This is a genomic window from Streptococcus sp. HMSC072D07, assembly GCF_001814835.1.
Taxonomy (GTDB): domain Bacteria; phylum Bacillota; class Bacilli; order Lactobacillales; family Streptococcaceae; genus Streptococcus.
Map to the genome: position 1 here is coordinate 186,317 of NZ_KV818086.1, position 18,969 is coordinate 205,285.

16 protein-coding genes are annotated in these 18,969 nt (G+C 40.8%); 1 reads left to right on the forward strand and 15 read right to left on the reverse strand.

Features of this window, described 5'->3' with window-relative positions:
* Positions 1 to 98: 98 nt before the first annotated feature.
* From thrB to mecA, 3 genes are all read right to left on the reverse strand, one after another.
* Entirely contained in the window at positions 99 to 968 is an 870-nt protein-coding gene (thrB, locus tag HMPREF2991_RS10175) for a homoserine kinase (protein ID WP_070684024.1), read from the reverse strand.
* Position 969: 1 nt separating this feature from the next.
* Complete coding sequence (locus HMPREF2991_RS10180; RefSeq protein WP_070684027.1) at positions 970 to 2,256, reverse strand: homoserine dehydrogenase; 1,287 nt, start codon at positions 2,254 to 2,256, stop codon at positions 970 to 972.
* A gap of 147 nt (positions 2,257 to 2,403) precedes the next feature.
* Positions 2,404 to 3,144: an adaptor protein MecA gene (gene mecA / locus HMPREF2991_RS10185; protein WP_070567629.1), complete on the reverse strand. Its 741-nt coding sequence runs from the start codon at positions 3,142 to 3,144 to the stop codon at positions 2,404 to 2,406.
* Between the two features lie 122 nt (positions 3,145 to 3,266).
* Between mecA and HMPREF2991_RS10190 the strand changes: the two genes are divergently transcribed.
* Positions 3,267 to 4,745, forward strand: a complete 1,479-nt coding sequence (locus tag HMPREF2991_RS10190) for an oligosaccharide flippase family protein (RefSeq protein ID WP_000789711.1) — start codon at positions 3,267 to 3,269, stop codon at positions 4,743 to 4,745.
* Positions 4,746 to 4,791: 46 nt separating this feature from the next.
* Here HMPREF2991_RS10190 and HMPREF2991_RS10195 read toward each other — a convergent pair whose 3' ends face one another.
* The 12 genes from HMPREF2991_RS10195 to aroC form a co-directional block, all read right to left on the reverse strand.
* A complete protein-coding gene (locus tag HMPREF2991_RS10195) occupies positions 4,792 to 7,320 on the reverse strand; it encodes an MBL fold metallo-hydrolase (protein WP_070684031.1) in 2,529 nt (842 codons plus the stop codon).
* 43 nt (positions 7,321 to 7,363) lie between these two features.
* Positions 7,364 to 8,176 carry a LicD family protein gene (locus tag HMPREF2991_RS10200; protein WP_008292505.1) on the reverse strand — a complete coding sequence of 271 codons (813 nt, stop codon included), beginning with the start codon at positions 8,174 to 8,176 and terminating at the stop codon, positions 7,364 to 7,366.
* Positions 8,177 to 8,233: 57 nt separating this feature from the next.
* Positions 8,234 to 10,393 (reverse strand): LicD family protein, encoded by a 2,160-nt coding sequence (locus HMPREF2991_RS10205; RefSeq protein ID WP_070567631.1) that lies wholly within the window; start codon positions 10,391 to 10,393, stop codon positions 8,234 to 8,236.
* 21 nt (positions 10,394 to 10,414) lie between these two features.
* Positions 10,415 to 11,383, reverse strand: coding sequence for a glycosyltransferase family 2 protein (locus HMPREF2991_RS10210; protein ID WP_070567633.1), 969 nt, complete (start codon positions 11,381 to 11,383; stop codon positions 10,415 to 10,417).
* Positions 11,380 to 12,216, reverse strand: coding sequence for a LicD family protein (locus HMPREF2991_RS10215; RefSeq protein WP_070567635.1), 837 nt, complete (start codon positions 12,214 to 12,216; stop codon positions 11,380 to 11,382). The genes HMPREF2991_RS10210 and HMPREF2991_RS10215 overlap by 4 nt, the downstream gene beginning before the upstream one ends.
* A 143-nt stretch (positions 12,217 to 12,359) precedes the next feature.
* Positions 12,360 to 13,655 carry an LCP family protein gene (locus HMPREF2991_RS10220; RefSeq protein WP_042902129.1) on the reverse strand — a complete coding sequence of 432 codons (1,296 nt, stop codon included), beginning with the start codon at positions 13,653 to 13,655 and terminating at the stop codon, positions 12,360 to 12,362.
* Positions 13,652 to 14,500, reverse strand: coding sequence for a prephenate dehydratase (pheA, locus tag HMPREF2991_RS10225; protein WP_070567637.1), 849 nt, complete (start codon positions 14,498 to 14,500; stop codon positions 13,652 to 13,654). The genes HMPREF2991_RS10220 and pheA overlap by 4 nt, the downstream gene beginning before the upstream one ends.
* On the reverse strand, positions 14,497 to 14,973 hold the full coding sequence (locus tag HMPREF2991_RS10230) for a shikimate kinase (RefSeq protein ID WP_070567639.1): 477 nt from the start codon (positions 14,971 to 14,973) through the stop codon (positions 14,497 to 14,499). The genes pheA and HMPREF2991_RS10230 overlap by 4 nt, the downstream gene beginning before the upstream one ends.
* Positions 14,966 to 16,249 (reverse strand): 3-phosphoshikimate 1-carboxyvinyltransferase, encoded by a 1,284-nt coding sequence (aroA, locus tag HMPREF2991_RS10235; protein WP_070567641.1) that lies wholly within the window; start codon positions 16,247 to 16,249, stop codon positions 14,966 to 14,968. Before aroA ends, HMPREF2991_RS10230 begins: the two co-directional genes overlap by 8 nt.
* A 90-nt stretch (positions 16,250 to 16,339) precedes the next feature.
* A complete protein-coding gene (locus tag HMPREF2991_RS10240) occupies positions 16,340 to 16,678 on the reverse strand; it encodes a YlbF/YmcA family competence regulator (RefSeq protein ID WP_070567643.1) in 339 nt (112 codons plus the stop codon).
* 10 nt (positions 16,679 to 16,688) lie between these two features.
* A complete protein-coding gene (locus HMPREF2991_RS10245) occupies positions 16,689 to 17,792 on the reverse strand; it encodes a prephenate dehydrogenase (protein ID WP_070567645.1) in 1,104 nt (367 codons plus the stop codon).
* Positions 17,793 to 17,801: 9 nt separating this feature from the next.
* Positions 17,802 to 18,968, reverse strand: coding sequence for a chorismate synthase (aroC, locus tag HMPREF2991_RS10250; protein WP_001269883.1), 1,167 nt, complete (start codon positions 18,966 to 18,968; stop codon positions 17,802 to 17,804).
* Position 18,969 lies beyond the last annotated feature (1 nt).

The window sequence follows — 18,969 nt, forward strand, 5'->3', positions numbered from 1 at the left end:
TAGTTTGCTCTTTGATTTTCATTGAGTATAAACTTCTTTTCAAAAAAAGGATAGGAAGCCCTCTAATCAAGAGTTTCCCTATCCTATCTTCTATTTCTTTACTTTGTTTGGACACGGACACCTTTGGTATCAACTTTCAAGTCATGTAGTTTGCCTTTGAAAGGTTGCTTTTGCAATTCAGCTTTAATCTTGGGCATCTTGTCATGAGAAGCCAGAACCATAACTGTCGGTCCGGCACCAGAGAGATAGGTCGCATAGGCTCCATTCTCTTTAGCTACTTGCTTAATCGTCGCAAATTCACGGACCAGACTTTGACGATAGCGCTCGTGGAAGAGATCCCCCTCGATTGCTTGTCCAGCTGTCACCATATCTCCTGCTAACAAGGCTGCAACAGCAACATTGGCAATTGAACTAGCTGCAACAGCTTCCTTGTAGGACAATTTCTTAGGAAGGACACCACGACTGTCGCGAGTGCGCAATTCATAGTTGGGAATATAAGCTAAAAAATCACACTCTGGGAAATCTGCCACAATCGCCGAAACCTGCCCTTCAACAGAACTCGCAACAACAAGATTTCCATAGATAGCTGGAGCCACATTGTCAGGATGTCCTTCAATCTTGGTAGCCAGCTGCAATTTGTCGTGGTTAGATAAGTTGAGATTGCCCAGTTGGTTAGCCAGTTCAATTCCAGCAACAATAACCGAGCTTGAAGAACCCAAGCCACGCGCCAAGGGAACATCGCTGGTCATTTTCAAACGTCTCGGTTGCAAGTCAGGCGCAATTTGCAAGGCAATCTTAAGCAAAAGATTACGCTCGTCATGGGGAATCCATTTGCCAATCTGGTGTTCAATCAACCACTCATCCCGTTCTTCACAGACCTCAATTTGAAGATACTTGGTTACAGCTACACCGACCGAATCAAAACCTGGCCCAATATTGGCACTGGTTGCTGGTACAATAATCTTCATCCTATTCTCCTAACACCTTGAAGGTATTCAAGAGGTCAAATTCTGAAGCTTTGGCCAACTCAGCTGAAACATTCTCAAGCTGCGCTTTATTAATCTTATGAGTGATAATCACTACACGCGCCTTGTCACCCTCTTTGCCATCTTGGAGGATTTGCTTGAAGGAAATATCTTGAGCATTAAAGATTTCAGCTAGTTTCAAGACCTGACCTTTTGAGTCTGGAGCCAAGATTGAGAAGTAGTAATTAGCTTTGACATCTTCTGGATTAGCCAAGACCAAGTCACGGCTGTATTCGTTGAAGTCTTTACCAATGGTACCATCATTCAAACGACGAACGATACGGACAATGTCCGCTACAACACTTGTTGCAGTTGGTTTTTGACCCGCACCTGGTCCGTAATACATAGACTCACCGATACCGATAGATTCTACAAAAACAGCGTTCATTACCCCATTCACACTGGCAAGTGGATGTGCTTTAGGTAGGAAGGTTGGAGTCACTTCTGCAGCAATACCTGAAGGAGTTTCCTCGATAGAACCAACCAATTTCACTACATAGCCAAGGTCTTGGGCTACAGCTACATCTTCTGGTGTGATGTTGCGGATTCCCTTGTGGGCTACATCGTCAAAGGCAACCTTCATACCAAAAGCAAACTGGCTCAAAATCACCATCTTGTAGGCTGCGTCAATCCCATCCACGTCATTTGTAGGGTCGCTTTCTGCAAAACCAAGTCTTTGCGCTTCAGCCAGAGCATCATCATAAGGCCAGCCTTCTTCGACCATCTTGGTCATCATGAAGTTGGAAGTTCCGTTAACGACACCAAGAACGCGCGTGATTTTATCAGAAGCCAATGAATTTGCTAGAGTGCGAAGAATTGGAATCCCACCAGCAACAGCTGCTTCGTAGTAAAGTGCTACATTATGCTCTTTAGCGATTTCTAACAATTCTGCACCATGGACAGCCAAAAGGTCCTTGTTAGCAGTAACAACGTGTTTCCCAGCTTCTAAGGCACGAGTGATAAAGGTCTTAGCTGGTTCTATACGCCCCATCAATTCCACTACGATAGTAATGTCTTGATCTGCTAAAATATCATCTACATTGGTTACAAAGTTAAAGCCATTTCCTGCTGCAAGCAAGCGGTTCTTTTCATCTTCATCCTTGACCAATACCTTGGCTACTTCAATCTCAGAATGAGCTGATTGAACGATTTTTTCTCCATTTTCCTTTAGGAGGAATGGCACGCCACTTGCAACGGTACCAAATCCAAGTAAAGCAATTTTAACTGTCATGTTTGTCTCCTAGAAATTTTCTGATATAGCCATTATAACAGAATTTTATGAAAATTCCTATTATAGTAAATCACTATTTCGGTCTAGAAAAGAAAAAACGAATCCCATGATTCGTCTTTCTTGATAAATGAAAATTGATTTTAAAATTTATGAACGAATCTTTTGCAGACCGAGAACTGCATCGTGGTTAATCAATATTTGCCCATACTCTTGCAAGACTGAACGACTGATGTCACTGTCGTCTGCAAACTCACGCATACGAGCCAAGAGCCAAGCCGGATATGGACTTGGATGATTTTCCACATCGACTAAGATTGTCAAATAATAGTGTCCATTCATCTTATAGAGTTCAGATGTTTCCATCTGGTAGTTAACCGTCTTTGCAAAAGCAACTAAGTCAGCAAGGCTTGCAAAGCGTAGGATATAGTAGATATAAGGTTCTTTCTTATTCTCCGTCTCCTTGTCTGCCTGCTCTTGCTCTTCTTCCTTTGCTTCGACCTGCTCTAGAGATTGGATGGCCTCAATATCGTCCTTGGTCTTATCTGCAATGCTCTTTTCCAAGGTTTTGAGAAATTCATCTGGCGACATTTGGGCTAATTCTTCCATGTCTGGTAGATCCGCCAAATCTTCAAAATCCAAATTTTGGTCAATCTTGGACTTGGTCACAAAGACGTCGACCTTATCAGGTTTTGGCGTCACGCGGAAACTCAGCATGCCACTATCCAAGAAATTGTCTGGCATCTCTAACTCATCTAAAATAGCATAGAAAAACTCTTCGGTTTTTTCCTGAGGAACGAGAAAGTCTGCAATCTCCATTCCCCGATCCATCAAATCATCTAAAGTCATCGTGATTTTCAGTGTTGTATCACTAATTTGTTTCATCTTCATATCTAGTAACCTCATACTTTCAGTCTATCTATTATACTAGATTTTTACGATTTTATCAAAAGAATGAAGCGAGAATGTGATATAATACTAGATATGATTTTAGATTTAAGAAAGAATGTTCAATGAAAAATATAAAAGTAAATGCCTTGGCCAGCTTGCTGGTCAATATTCTCAATATCGTTTTTCCACTGATAACCAATCCTTATCTGACGCGGATTCTCAGCAAATCCAATTACGGTTATTTCAATACAGCCAATACCTGGGCAAGTTTTGTTATTCCACTAGCTGCCTTTGGAATATACAACTACGGGATTCGAGCTATTAGTAAGGTCAAGGATGACAAGAATAAAATCAACTACGTCTTTTCTAAGTTGTTTTATATCTCGGTTTTTACCTCTCTCCTGACGACAGGTATCTACTTCCTCATTATCTTCTTTGACACCAGCATTGAGAATCTGAAAGTTCTCTACTACATCCTAGGGGCTCAAGCACTCTTCCAATTTCTCAATATCGAATGGATGAACGAAGCTTATGAAAACTATGCCTTCATCCTCTATAAAACATTAATTATTCGAATTACCATGCTGGTCGCTATCTTCGCCTTCGTTAAAACGGCAGATGATATCGTTCCTTATGCTATCGTTATGACAGCGACCACTGTCCTCAACTACCTGCTCAGTTTTCTTTGGATTAAGAGAGAAGTTTCTTTTGTTAAGATCGGTTTCGTCGAATTAGCTAAAGCTTCTAAACCACTCTTTACTATGCTTCTCTTAACGAACGCTAATATGCTTTATACCCTGCTAGATAGAATGTTTATCACTAAGGGACCGGATGAGAACTATATTTCCTACTATACAATTGCCTATAGTATCGTCATGCTGATTGCCAGTGTCTTGAGTGGAGCTATCAACGTCAGTATTCCACGCCTCGGCTACTATCTCGGGAAAAAGGATTACAAGTCCTATAATTATCTCGTGAATCAAGCGGCATCCCTATTCTATTTCCTTATGGTTCCAACTAGTATCGGGATTATGATATTGGGACGGTACGCAACTGTTATTTATTCTTCTGAAAAATATCTTGAAGCGGGTATCGTAACTAGCGTCTTCGCTTTTCGTACCATCATTTGGGCTATTGAGTTGATTCTTGGTAAACAGATTATCTTTATCAACGACCATGAAAATCGCTTAACTGCCTTCTACTTCCTTGGTGGTGGTGCCAATATACTATTAAATAGCATCTTGTATTTCAATAATATTTTTGCACCTGAGTATTACATCGCTACGACCATTATCGCAGAAACTATCGTTGTTTTACTTGAAATTCATTTTATCAAGAAACACCAACTGATTAGTTTAAAAGAAATTTTTATAACCTTAACACGTTATAGCCTCATATCCCTTGGTTTTATCCCAATCTTCTATATTTTCAAGATGATTTTCCAAATCAATTCCTACACAGTAAACTTTAATATGATTCTCATGGTTCTTTCTACCGTGGCAACTTGTGGTATCTATTACCTCTTGACCCTCTTTATTACCAAAGACAAAACACTCCACTATGCACTGAACCTTTTACTTGCTAAATTAAAACGAAATTAAAAAAATCCCCTACTGATAAATTAGTTGCCAGTAGGGGATTTTTTCTTTATTCGTTTTCTTTCTTTTCAGAAGCGTTGGCTTCTAGATTTGAATCTTGTTTAGGTTGTTCAACAATAGAGGAATTAGCTTCTTGTTTCTGTTCTGGCTTGACTGCCTCGCTATTTACAGCAGCAACAGCCTGTTTCCAGATACCTTCTTCGTTTACTTTGTAACCATCAGGTGTTGTTGCGTTCTTCAACAAAGAACCATTAGCTTGGAAATAGTACCAATTACCATCAAGCTGTTTCCAACCTGTCTGCATAGCTCCTGATTCATCAAAGTAATAATGATCACCATTTACTTTATGAAGGCCAACCAACATGATTCCATCTTCGGGATTTAGATAATACCAGACGCCTTTGTATTTTATCCAGCCAGTTTTCATAGCTCCATTTGATTCAAAGTAACGATAATGATTATCAAACCATTTCCAGCTTGTTTGCATGGCTCCAGATTTGCTAAAGTAATATTGCTTACCATCTACTTGATGGAGGCCGACTAACATAACGCCTTCCTTACCTTCAAGATAATACCAAGCATCACCATCTTTCAACCAACCAGTTTGGAGTGCGCCAGACGTAGCGTAGTAATGCCAAGAATTATTTGACCACTGCCATCCAACTTGCATAGTACCTGCTGAGCTGAAGAAATAGTTCTTACCGTCAATCTCTTTAGATCCTACAGCCATGATACCTGTTTCTGGATCCAAATAATACCATGATTCTTTATCTTTCAACCAACCAGTTTTCATAGCACCTGAGTTCGTATAGAAGTACCAGCTATTTTCTTGCCACTTCCAGCCAGTCTGCATGGCACCACTAGCATTCAAATAGTAACGAACACCATTTATATCTTGTCTACCAGTTAACATGATGCCATCTTTATCCAGATAATACCATGTTTCCTGATCCTTGACCCAACCAGTTTTCATAGCTCCAGAACTTGCAAAATAGTTCCAGTGACCATCAACAAAGGCCCAGCCAGTTTGCATGATACCTTCTTGATTAAAGTAGTATGTGCTTCCATTGATATTCTTTTTACCGATGGTCTTTAGCCCATCCTCATCATAGAAATACCAATTTGAATCAATCTTTTGCCAAGTTGAAGGCTTACCTGCTGTTTGGAGTGCACCACTTTCGCTAAAGAACATCTTCTTGCCATTATAGACTTGATGTCCTGTTAGCATCTTCCCATCTGCTGCAAAGAGATACTTTTTCCCTCCGATTTCAGAGAGCTCGCTAAATCGTCTAGCACCATTTGATTGGATATAATACCAAGAGTCATCTAGTTTGAACCAACCACCAGTTTGCATTTTACCATTTTGGTTCAGATAGTAATCATTCCCTTTGGCATTTTCTCCCCAGTCGTCGTTAAGGTGAAGCCAGCGACCTGCTTGCATTTGTCCTTTTCCATTAAAGAAGTAAGTGGCTCCGCCAATCTCTCTCCAGCCGATAGCCATTTCTCCGTCAGTCAAACGATATTTCCAATAACCATCTTCTTGATACCATTTTTCGTCAACTACAGGGATATCAGGGAAGGTATTTGAAACATTAGCAAATCCTTTATCGCTAATATCAAAAACGGTAGCGTCTTGAGTTTGGCTCGCAGCATGAAGAACCTGAATGTTTTTCTTCTGAAGGTATTCTCTGGTTGAAGCAACATTAATATCTCCACCAGTTGTCTGAATAATCATTTTTGGTGATAAGTTTTCAAGGAAATTAATCGTATTTGAAATTGTCGCATCATAATGGTGGTTCCATTTCATCATATCAACCTTGCCGATAACTGGACCTAACTTATCTTCTGCTCCTTCTGCATTATCCAAATCTCCACCAAGATAGATTCTCTTTCCTGCCACAGTCACTACTGAAACAATGGAGTTGGAGTTATCATCTCGAACTTTTTTCAGATTCCCGTTAGCATCATATTCATTCTTATAGTTGTAGAGTTGGATATCCATATCACCTAATTTTAGGTGGCTATCCTCATCTGAAATATTCTGGATAAGAGTAACTCCTCGTTTTTGAGCTGCTCTCAAAGCATTATCATAATTGAAAAGATTATCCCATAGTCCCCAGTTTGCTGTAATCCGATCATCTGAATATTTTTTCAAATAAAACTTACCGACTTGATATCGATTGAGTATTTCGTCCGCTCCACCAATATGGTCACTATGAACATGAGTTCCTATAATAAAATCTAATTTTTTTACACCTATTTGATCCAAGTGGCGAATCAATCGATCCTCCAATACTTGATAATTTCTCATGGAAATTCCCCAGCGGCTTGGATAGCGTGGATCACTCCCATCAGGAAAATCATAGTCTTCTCCCATATCAATCAAAGCATAGTGACCATTGCTTTCCAGAAGGATGGCGTCACTCCCAGATTTTGCTTTAGTATTTATGAAATGGATACGATTGCCCGAACCTGCAGAGATGGTATCTGCATCTACTCCTTGCGATAACTGAATCAATAATAGAAAGAATGCGAGAACACTATATCTAATTGATTTTAATAACCATTTATTTTTCACCTTGAAAACTCCTTTATCTTAACAATAAGCAACTTTGACTAATCTAATCAATCCAGTAGTTTTTATCCCCTCCTGGGACTTGTTGCTCAATAGGCGGTGGAGTCATATAGTTTTCTCCAAATTCGTAGACAAGTATTTCATGGTATTTTCTCGGAACCTTGACCACAATGTTTTCATAAGGCATATCAATCAAATCATAGAGCCATTCTTTTTTTATACCATTTGGATAATAAGGGTCATAGATAGTACAAGTAAGATCTGTTGCTTGATCTACACTATACTTCAAAGCAAGGCTCTCTAATTTTTGATTCCATAGCTGTGGGGAAGTTAAGCGGAAAATAGCTGATCCCATATAACGAGGGAGGTTTTTAAGTCCACCATTCTCAGACTTGATCCCTTTAAAATTCAAAGAAGAAAGTCGAATGAAATATTTGTAGAGCTTCATTTTCTTACGGTCACTTTCCTCTGTGACGACACCATCATATGGAAAAATGTCAACGCAAGTTCCCAATACGACCGTTGGGTCTACGAGGTTAGCATCTCGACGAGTCCTTACATCATAGACTCTCATATAACTGTATGGATATCCCTTTGTTTCTCTGAATGAAATCAATTTGTAGTAGGGATGATTTTCATTTTGTAAAACCTTGTAAAGTTTTTCAAATTCATCACGCGCTAAGGAAATATCTGTATCATCATCCCAAGGGATAAATCCTTTATGGCGTACAGCTCCTAGTAAGGTTCCAAAATCAATAAAGTATTTGATTTGATGTTGTTCACAAAGATCATGTAGATACTTTAAAATATCCAATTCTACTTGCTTGATTTCTTCAAGAGTTAAAGTTCTTTCAGACATAGGTTCTATTCTCCTAAATTTGACTATATTTTTAAATGTTTCTTAATCCCAATCTCGTCATTTAGACCTTTTAACAATCTTCCATAATTTAAAATCATGATGAGATACTCTTTGTTCAACCGGTGGCAATTGCATATAGTCTCCGTAGTCTGAGGTCAAAATTTCATGATAATTTTTCGGAATGGTAAATTCCTTACCTTCAAATGTTCCAGTAGTAACTTGTTCCAGCCATTCACGTCTCCACACTGGTTTGTTCATATCCTTGTAGATAAGATAATCCACCTGCTCATAATCTGAAACTTTACGGGATTTTGCAAGCTCTTCAATCTGGGCAACGTATTTGTTCGTATTGGTGAAATAGAAAATAATAACTGACACATAGCGTAGCAGTGAATTCAGTACACTTTTCGTATTGGTAATGCCTTTAAAGGTGTAGCAACTCAATTGACGTTTCTTTATCAGTTTCGTCATCTTGTTTTTAAATTCTACGTCATCCTCGTAACCATCTACAGGGAAAATATCTACATAGATTCCCATATTCGAATCGATGCGAACATCTTCTTCTAGCAAGTAGGTAAGGTTATCCTGCACTTTCATGAAGGGATAAACATAGTTGAGATTGTTTTTATAAGACATGACCTCGTAACGTTCATCAGGGTTAGCGATAAGGTAGTCTTGCAATTTTTCATAATCCTCTCGTAACATGCAGATATCCATGTCATCATCCCAAGGGATAAATCCTTGATGGCGAACAGCACCAATTAGACTTCCATATGCTAAGAAATACTTGACCCCAATTTTCTGACAAACTTCATGAATATACTCCATGATTCCAAGTTCCATCTCTTGAATTTCATTGACATCTGTTACTTCTTGGTACCGAACTCCTTCATCCCGTTTGCAGACTACGAGTCCATAGCCAATCGCTAGCCAGAAGATGATATTAATAAAGTTGGTTGAATACATAATCTGACTTTCAAATAATTGGCCAAACAAGATACCGAAGAAAAGAATCATGATCAATTTATCAGTATTTTTCTTGGAAACAATCAAATACGTTAAAAAGCGCTTGATGACATAAGCCAGTACAAGAAGGAAGGATACCAAACCTAGAACTCCCGAACTGACAAATATGGTCACAAAAATGTTATGGAAATTCCCACCGATAAGGGAGTTTTGAATCTCAAATTTACTGAAATATTCTGTGTAGTAATCTGGAACATTGCGTACACCATAACCAAAAATTGGTTTGGCACTTCCCATCTTGATGGCATTTTTCCAGATATAGGTTCTACCACTTGGTGTTGTTTCGATCAGATGGAGCTCACCGTTCTTCTTAGTGACAGACGAATCTGTCTCAGCATAGGATTGTCCTTTGTTTAAATCTAAGACAGTCGCAGTTTCAGATGAGATATAGATTGAAGTTACATAGCTTAATCCAATATTAGTTGCAGTAATCAGCAAACCAGCAACTATAAAAGTGAGGAATCGTTTAACGATACTCCCTCTAGTAGCAAAGAAACTATAGAGTCCAATCATGAGAAGTAAAGAAAGTAAGGCTCCTCGACTTTGCATCGTAGCGAAGTAAACGAATTGAATCACATTGTTCAGTTTAAGATAAACAGAATATTTACTTCCTTTATGGATCAAATACATAGCCAAAATAATGCTAATGTATGAAAATATCGCACTAGCATTTGGATTGACAATCCCCCACAGACGGCCGTTCATGACACCATAGTAATAAGATTGTTCACCAATCTTAAATAGGATGAGGACTCTACTTATCAATAAACCAAACGCAAAAATTGCTGAAGAAAAAGATACAATTTGAACCGTATAGGCAATCCAGTCAAATAATTTTTTAAGTTGCCCTGATTGTAACATGGTAAATAATAAAACATAGGTTACCATGAAGAGAATTTCAATCACATTTCCAATCAGATGTCCAGAGCGATTGAAAATAGCTGATAGCAGATGACTTCCAGCTAATAGTCCAAATAAGGATAGAAATTTACGATCTGCTGTGATTTCTTTCCACTTAAACAATAAGGTATAGCAAATATAAAGCACTACAATTGCTGATAATCCCTTGTAGAGGGGATTTGCTATCTTATAAACCAGTGAACTCATACTTAAAATCGAAATGAAAACAAATAGATACGCAATCCATAGTTTTGATTTTTCAAAGTATTCATCCATTTTTGAAAAATTCATTTTCAACTCCTTCTCATGATATTAGTTTTTTAATCCAACAATTTTCTTATATAGCCATGGAGAAATGACAAGTGAAAGGATCGCTACCTTGCGAAAAGTGGTGAAATAAGCATCTTTCCATATTTCGCGTCGGTGCTGAACAATCCAAGTCCTCAGCTCGGCTTTCTCCTTTTGATACTCTTCACGTGAAGTAAAGATAATTTTATCGTAAACTGTGATGTACGACCAACATTCTCTGTTTATTAATTCGTATTTTAAATTAGGGAAGGCTTGTGAAACTTGAGCAATTATTTGCTTATAAACTTCTATTGTGTCAAATACATGTCGATTAACAGATGTTGTTGCACTTCCCTCACGATGATCATAATAATAAACAGGTTTGTCAATAAATACGCAACTGCATCTTGTCTTTAGTAGCAATTCAGTTAAAAACAAGGCATCTTCAGCTAGGTGATAATTGGTATTAAACTTTTCATCCGCAAGCAGGTCTCTCTTAAACAGTTTTGCGACTGGAAAAAATGATGTTCTGGTAGTCATCAGTAGTTCCTTCATGGTTTCTTCTGTTGACCAGAGTTCTGTTTTTCCTGAATATGAAGGTAGGTCTGTTACAATTCCGTTTTTGATATGGTGCAGAGGAGCAATTACAAAGCCTACATTCAACCCTTCAGCTGCACTTGCTAAAGTAGCTAGGTAATCTTGGGTAACGAAATCATCGCTATCAATAAAGGTAACCCAAGAACCCGTTGCTAGCTGAATTCCCATATTTCTAGCATTTGAAACACCAGCATTTTCGATATGATAAACCTTGATATTCTCATACTGAGACGCTAAGTGATCACAGATCTGTCCACTGGAATCAGTAGAACCATCATTGATTAGGATTAACTCAAAATGGGCATAAGTCTGTTGAAGAATCGACTCCACACATCGCTCCAGATAAGCCTCTACATTGTAAACTGGAACGATAACGCTTATTTTTTCTCCCATCATGCTCCATATTCTCCCTTATACTCTGTGTAGCTCTTGTCCATGTCTGCTATAATAGCATCATGATGCGGTACTTGTTTGTCCGCTGGTGGCGGTGTCATATAGTCCCCAAAAGCAGTGCTGAGATAAGCATCGTAGCCAACTGGAATAGGCATCTCAGTTCCTTCAAATGGCAAGAAAAGATTGTCTTCAAAGGATGCGATTGGGTATTTGTTTCGCATGTAGCCGGGACCTGAGCATAATTCCGTAATTCCATCGCACTCAGCCAGACCATACTTGGTCATTTCTTTTTCAGCTTTTTTCCAAATGCGATAACGTAGAGATTTTGGAGTCAGGCCGAGTAAGATACGACTTCCCCATTTCACGACTGCACCATGCTTTTCTGGGATAGTTTGCGCACAAAAGAGTGAATAAATCAAGGCCCAACGAACCTGTTTCTTACGCTCAGCTGGATTTTTAGGATAATAATCCAATGGTAAAACATCCAAGGCCAAACCGTGTGGCAAATCCAAATCCTTCTGATAAGGCTTGATACAAGTAGTTTCCTTGTCACGAATGGTAATAAAAAGGTTACGGTCTACAAAATCTTTATTACTCTTTGACAAGAAATAACGCTCGTCTGCATAACGTGGCCACAGTTCTGCTAATTTTTCATAGTCCTTACGCGGCATGAAAAAGTCCAAATCATCATCCCAAGGAATGAAGCCCTTATTACGAAGGGCGCCAATGGCTCCTCCACCACAGAGATAGCACAACAAATCATGTTCTTTACAAAATGCGACGAAATATTCAGCCATTTCCAGACTACGAGCCTGAATCGCTTTCAAATCACTCATGTCTCTCCTCTTCTGTCCAATAACGAGTTATATCGTTTTATTATACCATAAAAAAGCCCTAAAAATCCATCAGATACTAAGAAAAATCAAAGCCTAAACCACTTTTTCACTAGTGATTCAAACTTTGATTTTTTTATAGTATTCTATCTCATTCCCATTTGGGCGAGTTTGGTTTGGTATTTATTTTGATCAACTAGAAGTCCTTGTCCACCATAGATATCATAAGCGTCTACCCAGTCACCAAGTTCTGGGACGGTGAGTCTTTCAATGCCATTTTGAGCACCTTCTAGGACAGATAAGCCATTGGTCAACAAGAAGCTATATGGTAGATTTGTTGATGTCATGCCAAAGACTTTTCCAAGTGCCTCTGACCCCGTAAAGAGCTTGGTTGGATCTTTGATTTGCTCAAGAACAGCTGACATGACTTGTTGCTGACGTTTGGTACGGCCATAGTCTCCCTCATCATCATCACGGAAGCGAGCATAGTTCAGCAAGGTGGAGCCATTCATTTGCTGTTTTCCAACTTTGATAGTTTGAGTTGGGGACTCTGTCTCTGTTGCATGAAGGTCATCTCCGACTGTGGCTTCTGTCAGAGGTTGACCATTCAATGTTGAGAATTGAGCATCAATCGTTACTCCGTCAGGGAAGAGGGTATCAATAGCTGTTGCAAAGGCCTGGAAGTCGACCAGGGCATAGTACTTAATATCCAAATCAAAGTTGTCTTTTAGAACCTTGCGGACCATTTCAGCCCCCTTTTGCCCTTCTTGTTCCCCAAGTTCATAAGCAACATTTAGTTTGTTATCCGTTTGTTTCTGGCCATTTACAATCTTACTGTACCCGTCGATATAAACTAAGTTGTCACGCATAAAGCTGACTAGTTTGATCTTCTTATCCGATCCACTGACATTCAGTACCATGATCGTGTCGGTACGAGTCTCCGCACTATTTTGACCGATACGGCCATCTGTCCCCATGACTAAAATATTCACACCATCTTTGGTATCCTGACCGTTAAAGACCTCTACTTGAGCTGCCTTGGCGTCAGCTGGCTTATTTGTTGGATTGGCTGCTGACTGGAACCCTCGAAGAAACATGAAAATCATCCCTGCAAGCACACAGGTAATCAACAGCAAGAACCAAGTCAATATTCGTTTGAAGCGAATTCTTCTTTTTTTCTTTTTGACTTTAGGTTGAGGAGTTACCTTTTCACGTTTCTTAGATCGACTTCTACTGCCATAAGTCGGAAGATCAATATCTCTACCCCAAGATTCTTCTTTTTCTTCTTGGTAGAAATGGTGAACTTCAGACTTGGGACCTGCCATTTTCTGTTGCAGATAGTCAAACTCCCTCCGTTCACGGTCGTTGAGGTAATGGATATTTTTGAAGAGATAGTCATAACGTAACTGCTCGTGATGACTTAAAGGATTTTCTTTGCTCATTGACTCTCCTTTTCTATATCAGTTATGGTAAAAATCGGGTAGGTTCCCAGGATCTTGTGCTGGATTCCAATAGCTTCTAGTTCTTGTCTTGCAAAATGAACCAGTTCTTTGTCACTATAGTCTACATCGATAATGAAAAAGTATTCTCCCAAGGCTGTTTTAAGGGGGCGACTTTCAATCTTTGTTAAGTCAATCCCTCTCCAAGCAAAGGTCGAAAGTGCCTTGTAAAGAGCACCAGGTAGGTTGTCTGGTAAGGTCAAGGCCAAACTCATTTTTTCAGCTTGTGAGTTCAAAGGAATCTTCGGTATCTCTGCCCCTAACACCCAAAAACGTGTGAAATTGGCTTCCATTTCCTGAATATCCTCTGCAATCAATTCCAAGCCATATTCTTCAGCTGAACTTTTAGGAGCAATAGCTGCATAAGGCTGATCTGGATGTTCTGAAATAAATCGAGCTGCATAGGCGGTACTGGCTGTTACCTCAATTTTAGCCTCTGGATAGTGTTTGTCGATGAATTTCTTTCCTTGAGCCAGAGCCTGAGGATGAGAAAAAATTTTCTCAATTTTTGACTGACCTGGAACCACCATCAACTGCTGGTGAATGGGCTGAACGATTTCTGCAACTGCTTGGATGCGAGCCTGATGAAAAAGATAATCCAAACTTTCATGAACGCTACCCTCAATAGAGTTTTCAACTGGTACAACAGAATAGTCCACTAAGCCTTGCTCATAGGCCTTGATAACATCTGTGATATTGGCAAAAGCCTGCAATTCCTCTTTGGGAAAGGCTGTCTGCACAACATGATGCGAAAAAGATCCCTTGGGACCTAGATAGGCAATTTTCATCTCAGTTCCTCTATAATTTCCTCTGGGCTTAACTTGGTCACATCCAGAACCCGACTGGCTACTTCCTCATACCAAGCTTGTCTTTCATGGAAAATAGCTGCTAGTTCTTCCTTACTATTATTTAGAAACAGCGGGCGCTGATTGTCCTTATCAGCTGCGATACGTTGGTAGAGGGTTTCAAAATCTGCTTTTAGGTAGATGTTATCAGGATTGGTTTTGAGCAAGTCACGATTTCGCTGAGAAATGACAACTCCTCCGCCAGTTGACACAACTCGGTCCGTTTTTAGTAAGTCAGCTAGGACTTCTGACTCTACTTGACGAAAGGCCACTTCTCCTTTTTCAGCGAAGAAATTCGCAATGGACATGCCTAAACGTTCCTCGATTAAGGCATCCATATCGATGTAGTCTGGGTCCAATCCTCTAGCGATTGTCGACTTGCCTGCCCCCATAAATCCGAGTAATACCTTAGCCATGAATCAAGCTCTCCAAATCATCAAAGAAGCTAGGATAGCTGGTATTGATGGCTTCAGCACGATCAAGTTCCACTTCTCCATCCGCAACCAAGAGGGCTGCGATGGCTGTCATCATTCCGATTCGATGGTCACCAAACGTATTGACTCTAGCGCCATGAAGGATTGATTTCCCTTTGATAACCATTCCATCTGTAGTAGGTGTGATATCCGCCCCCATGCTATTTAAGGCATCTGCCACCACTTGAATGCGGTCGGTTTCCTTGACCTTGAGTTCCTCAGCATCCTTAATGACTGTTTCACCTTGCGCTTGGGTCGCTAGAAGGGCAATAATAGGCAATTCATCAATCAAGCGGGGAATCAAGGCTCCACCAATCTCTGTTCCTTTCAGGTCTGAAGACTCGACAGTCAGGGTTGCTGATTTAGCAACTGGGTCAATTTCAGTTATTTCCAATCTTCCTCCCATGGCACGAATGACATCAATAATACCAGTACGCGTTTCGTTGATGCCCACATTCTGCAGCACCACACGAGAGTTTGGAACAATCAAACCTGCGACCAACCAAAAGGCTGCACTGGAAATATCTCCTGGAACAACTACCTTTTGTCCGGTCAGTTTTTGTGGTCCTTGAACTATGATTTTCTTGCCATCCACACTTAAATGGCCACCAAATTGCTGTAGCATATCTTCGGTGTGGTTGCGAGTGCATTCTTTCTCGATAATAACGGACTCCCCCTGAGCCTGCAAGGCTGCAAATATCAAGGCAGACTTGACTTGAGCAGAGGCGATTGGCAACTCATAGTGAATCGGTTTTAAATTTTTCGTCCCTTTTAGGCGAAGAGGGGGCAGATCTCGCTCAGTTTGCCCTGAGATGCTAACGCCCATTTTTTTCAGTGGAATCGTCACGCGATCCATAGGACGTTTGGAAAGACTATCATCTCCGAACATTTCAACTTCAAAATCTGCACCAGCAAGGACACCTGAAATCAGGCGAATCGAGGTTCCAGAGTTCCCCATATCCAAGGCGTTTTGCGGCGCTTTTAAGCCATCCATGCCTACACCTTGAATCGTAATCACACCGTCTTTATCTTCTATCTCAACACCAAGGTCACGAAAGACCTGCATGGTTGAAAGCACATCCTCTCCACGCAGAATATCATAAACCTTAGTCTCGCCTTCAGCCAAACTTCCAAAAATAATCGAACGGTGGCTGATAGACTTGTCACCTGGAACCCGGATACTGCCATGTAAGTGGTGAATGTTTGTTTTTAGTTTCATAGTTGACCTCATACTTGCAATACTTTTTCTTATTTTATCACAAAAAAGCCAGAAATTCCTGAAATTTCTGGCTTTTATACAGATAAAATACTATTTCAATAATTCTGAAACAGGTTCAAAGACAATTTTTTCAATGTCTGAAAGGTAAATGGACAATTGTTGCTGTTTGGCAAAGAAATCTGACAAAAGAGCGTTCTCTTGGATTTGCTTACTGAAAGACTGCATCTTTTCTTGGAAAGAGGCGTCTGGCATTTGTCCTGTTTGCGCCATGACTTGGATTTCTTGTTGGAAAGCAAGGTAGTCTGCAAAAATCTTGCTGGCTTGATTATCTGCTTGGATGGCATCTTTTGCTGCCTTGACCGCCTTGTATTCTGGTAATTCACGCAGCCCGCGACTGAGTTCATTTGCACTATCGTAAATATTTGACATGATTTTCTCCTTATTTGATGACAACTGTGTAGTCTGTATTTTCTGTAATTAAGCGCTCAGCACGTTCTAAGTCTTGAGCATTTTTAAAGGAAATTTGGAGAATCCCGTGAACATCCTCACGGTTTTCTTCGTTGATGTGGATATTAACCAAAGAAGTCCCACGAAGTAATTCCAAAATCCGCAAGATAACATCTTCTTCATCGGGAACATCGACATAGAGGTCATAAGAACTGTCCACACCACCACGCTTATGGATTTCCATAGCCTGCCGTTGCGCACGCGCTTGGTTGAAAAAGTTCCAGATTTGCTCTTCATCTCCCTTGCTGATGGCTTGTCCAACCTCATCTAGGCGCTCCTTGAAATCCGCAATTCGATCCAGAATAGTTTCACGATTGGACAATAGAATAGAAGTCCACATACCTGGCTCGCTTTCCGCAATGCGGGTCATATCTCGAAAACCACCCGCCGCAAAGCGCCTTGCCATCTCATGTTCTTGAGCATAAACTGCCGTCTGCTCCATAAGGCTGGAAGCCAGAATATGAGGAAAATGGCTAATCTGAGAAGTCACCCGATCATGCTCCTTGGCATCAATCTCGATAAAACGAGCGTGAAGGCCTGAAAGCAGACCCTTCATTTCCTCAAGTGTGTCAGGACTTGTCAGGCTCGAAGGTGTGAAGATATAATAGGCATTTTCAAAGAGATTAACATCCGCAGAGGCAGCCCCTGTCTTGTGGCTACCAGCCATGGGATGGGCCCCGACAAAGCGAATAGGCTTGCTAGCCAAATACTGCTCTGCCGCATCAACGATGGCTGACTTGGTCGAGCCCGCATCCGAGATAATGACGCCTTCTTTCAAGTTCAAACCTGCCAACTCCTGAATAAAAGCAATGGTCTGCTTGATTGGCAAGGTCAAGATGATGACATCTGCCAGAGGAGCAAAACTGGCAAAATCATCCGTCGCACGGTCAATCATCCCCCGCTCCAAGGCAATATCTCTAGAAGCCTGACTGCGATTATAACCTAGAATTTCATAATCAGGATGATCGCGTTTGATACCAAGCGCCATCGAGGCACCAATCAAACCGAGACCTGCGATATAGATGGTTTTTGCCATAGGAACTCCTTAATAGTTCTTTGTATACTCACGGTGTTTGGTTACCGCTTCTTTTAATTCCTCTAGGTTGTCCGATGAAAATTTTTCAAGGATTTCTTGCGCCAGAACCGTTGCTACAACAGCTTCCATGACTACCCCAGCTGCTGGCAGAGCGGTCGGATCACTTCTCTCCACGGTTGCCTTGTAAGGTTCGTGGGTTTCGATATCCACACTCATAAGTGGTTTGTAAAGAGTGGGAATGGGTTTCATAACTCCACGAACAACAATTGGTTGCCCATTGGTCATACCACCTTCAAAACCACCTAGATTATTGGTACGACGAGTATAGCCGTCTTCTTTAGACCAGAGAATTTCATCCATAACTTGGCTGCCTTTGCGGTAACCAGCTTCAAATCCAAGACCAAATTCCACCCCTTTAAAGGCATTGATAGAAACAACTGCTTGGGCCAATCGCGCATCCAATTTTCTGTCCCATTGGACATAGGAGCCAAGGCCAACTGGAACGCCTCCGACGACTGTCTCTACAACCCCACCGATGGTATCACCGTCACGTTTGATTTGGTCAATATAGTCCTTGATTTCCTGTTCCCGCTCTTGGTTGACAATAGAAACTTCAGACTGGGCAGCTCGTTCCTTAATCTCAGCCACTGTCAGATTTTCAGGTACATCGATTTCCTTGCCACCAAAGACCACGACATGGTTGGCAATCTCCATATTTAGCTCAGCCAAAAGTCGTTTGGCTACTGCCCCAACAGCCACTCGCATGGTGGTTTCACGGGCAGATGACCTCTCCAAGGAATTTCGCAAATCATCAAAACGGTACTTAATGCCCCCAACTAAATCGGCATGACCTGGGCGAGGATGGGTAATTTTTCTCTTGCTTTTAAGGCGGTCTTCAATGTCCTCAGCAGACATGATATCCAGCCATTTTTGGTGGTCCTTATTGATGACATCCATGGTAATAGGTGCCCCTGTCGTCTTCCCGTGACGAACGCCCGAAGTAAAGACAACCTGGTCACTCTCAATCTTCATACGGCCACCACGACCGTAGCCACCCTGACGGCGTTTAAGGTCTCCATTAATATCCTCTGCTGTCAAAGGAAGTCCAGCTGGAATTCCTTCAATAATAGCCGTCAAACGGGGGCCGTGTGATTCTCCTGCAGTTAAATATCTCATA